This is a genomic window from Neobacillus fumarioli NBRC 102428 (genome assembly GCF_001591485.1).
GTDB lineage: Bacteria > Bacillota > Bacilli > Bacillales > Cytobacillaceae > Neobacillus > Neobacillus fumarioli.
On sequence record NZ_BCUZ01000221.1, the window covers coordinates 1 to 1,765 of the forward strand.

At 40.9% G+C, this 1,765-nt stretch carries 2 protein-coding genes; both read left to right on the forward strand.

Annotated elements, in window-relative coordinates; all coding sequences use genetic code 11:
• Nucleotides 1–980, forward strand: a 980-nt coding sequence (locus tag BFU02S_RS15730) for a Mu transposase domain-containing protein (protein WP_157075971.1), incomplete at its 5' end; no start/stop codon positions are given.
• Nucleotides 980–1,699 (forward strand): IS21-like element helper ATPase IstB, encoded by a 720-nt coding sequence (gene istB, locus BFU02S_RS15735; protein ID WP_066372727.1) that lies wholly within the window; start codon nucleotides 980–982, stop codon nucleotides 1,697–1,699. The genes BFU02S_RS15730 and istB, both read left to right, overlap by 1 nt.
• Nucleotides 1,700–1,765 lie beyond the last annotated feature (66 nt).

Genomic DNA, 1,765 nt, shown 5'->3' on the forward strand with positions numbered 1-1,765 from the left:
ATTGTTTTCTGGAAGGTTTAAAGAGAGTATTTCATTACATGGGAGGAGTACCAAAAGCGATTCGTTTTGACAATCTCTCACCTGCCGTTAAAAAGGTATTGCCAAATGGAGAACGGCAATTAACAGAGGTATTCCAAAACTTCGTTTTTCATTACGGCTTTGAATATGAATTCTGTAACCCTGCAAGCGGAAATGAAAAGGGACATGTGGAGGCAATGGTCAAGTATATAAGAAATAACTTTCTCCTCCCCGGTCTTCATTTCATTGATTTAGATGAGTTAAATAAGGAATTATGGGAGAAGGCAGAAAAAGATCGCTTTAGGAAGCATTATCAAAAGGAGCGTACAATTTCTGATCTATTCGAGGAGGATAGGAAAGCATTTTTAGTATTGCCGGCGAAAGAATACGAGGTTGTAAGATATGAAACCCTGAAAGCCGATAAATATGGCTATGTGAAGGTGGACCTCAATCTGTATTCCACTTCACCAAGATATGCGCTTAAAGAGGTTCTCGTAAAGATATCATACAATACAGTAGAGATTTTGAATGATGAGCATCAGCTCGTTGTGAAGCATTCACGGCTCTATGGTCAATATCGAAAATCGATGAAGTGGCAGCCATATTTGAACTTAATGGCCAAACGCCCTACGGCACTTAAATATACTAGTTTCTACGACCAGCTTCCGAAGGAATGGAAAAACTATTTTCAATCCTGTACAGTGGCTGAAAAATCGGAAGCGCTGAAACTATTATCGCTGATTTTGAAGGAACATGATTTCACACATATAACAAAAGCGCTTGTCATCGCTTCGGAACACGGGCATCCCTCCGTGGATGCCATTAAACAAGTATTCTACCAGCTTATTAATGGTCGTGGAATTAGGAAAGAATTGAAACCGAAAATGACGCTCCCTGCCCTTCCAGAAGCAACGCGAGGGCTCGACCGTTATGATCAGCTTCATAAAGGAGGCGATGCATAATGCGCGAGGAAATTCAGTCCTACGCAAAGCGGTTAAAGCTTAGCTGGATTAAGGAGCATTTCCATGAGGTAGAAGCTATGACTCATGAGGAGTTTTTATTAAAGCTTTTTGAGGCGGAAATCCAACAGCGTGAAGAACGTCGGACCAACCTTCTGCTGACCCAGGCAACCCTTCCAAAAGTGCAGGGAAAGCCTTATGACTGGAGTGAGGTTCAAATCCCGGCAGGAATGACTAAGGATATTCTACTAAATGGTGAATTCATTGAACGGCAGGAGAATGCTATCTTTTACGGTGGAGTAGGTGCCGGCAAAACTTATTTGGCAACTTTGATCGGCTTAAATGCCATACAAAAGTTTGGCAAGTCCGTAAAGTTCTACACCGTGGCTGGCCTGGTAAATCGGCTACTTGAAGCCAATGAAAAAGGAACACTTCCTAAATTGTTTAAGCAAATTGAAAAGCTGGATTGCCTGATCCTTGATGAACTCGGCTATATACCGTTGCACAAACAAGGTGGAGAATTACTATTCCAGGTTATTTCGATGTGTTATGAGGCAAAGAGCATTATTATCACGACAAATCTCCAATTCGGTCAATGGAATCACGTCTTTGGCGATCCCATTTTGACGGAAGCAGTCATTGACCGACTGATTCATCATTCTTATCTTGTTGTTTTCAATGGAGATAGTCATCGCTATAAAGAATCTTTACTAAAAGCTTAAAATGAATGTTGGCAAAGTGGTTACATTTTTAATTGCCGTTTAATGCATTTTTTACTTGCCAAATAC

Coding starts and splice junctions, on each gene's coding strand:
- istB (WP_066372727.1), top strand. CDS start 980: ATGCGCGAGGAAATTCAGTCCTACGCAAAGCGGTTAAAGCTTAGCTGG.